Raw genomic sequence first — 263 nt, 5'->3', positions numbered from 1 at the left:
CCCCACACTACCATCGGCGCTACGGCGTTTCACTTCTGAGTTCGGCATGGGGTCAGGTGGGACCACCGCGCTAAAGCCGCCAGGCAAATTCTGTTTTCCGCGCCGCCATCAGGGCCGCACGGTCTTTATCCGTCACAAGCTGAAAATCGTGTCTCTCAAAAACGCCTCTGGCGTTGTAAGGTTAAGCCTCACGGGTCATTAGTACCGGTTAGCTCAACGCATCGCTGCGCTTACACACCCGGCCTATCAACGTCGTCGTCTTC

At 57.0% G+C, this 263-nt stretch carries 2 rRNA genes; both read right to left on the bottom strand.

Going from position 1 to position 263, the window contains the following annotated elements:
• Positions 1-84: ribosomal RNA gene (gene rrf, locus QSK07_RS22765) — 5S ribosomal RNA — on the bottom strand; the annotation flags it as partial.
• Positions 85-177: 93 nt separating this feature from the next.
• Positions 178-263 (bottom strand): 23S ribosomal RNA (locus tag QSK07_RS22760); the annotation flags it as partial.

The organism is Pantoea sp. QMID4 (assembly GCF_030270445.1).
Taxonomy (GTDB): Bacteria; Pseudomonadota; Gammaproteobacteria; order Enterobacterales; family Enterobacteriaceae; genus Pantoea; species Pantoea vagans.
Note: the sequence above shows the minus strand (reverse complement) of the source record. Positions and strands in the feature narration are given on the sequence as shown.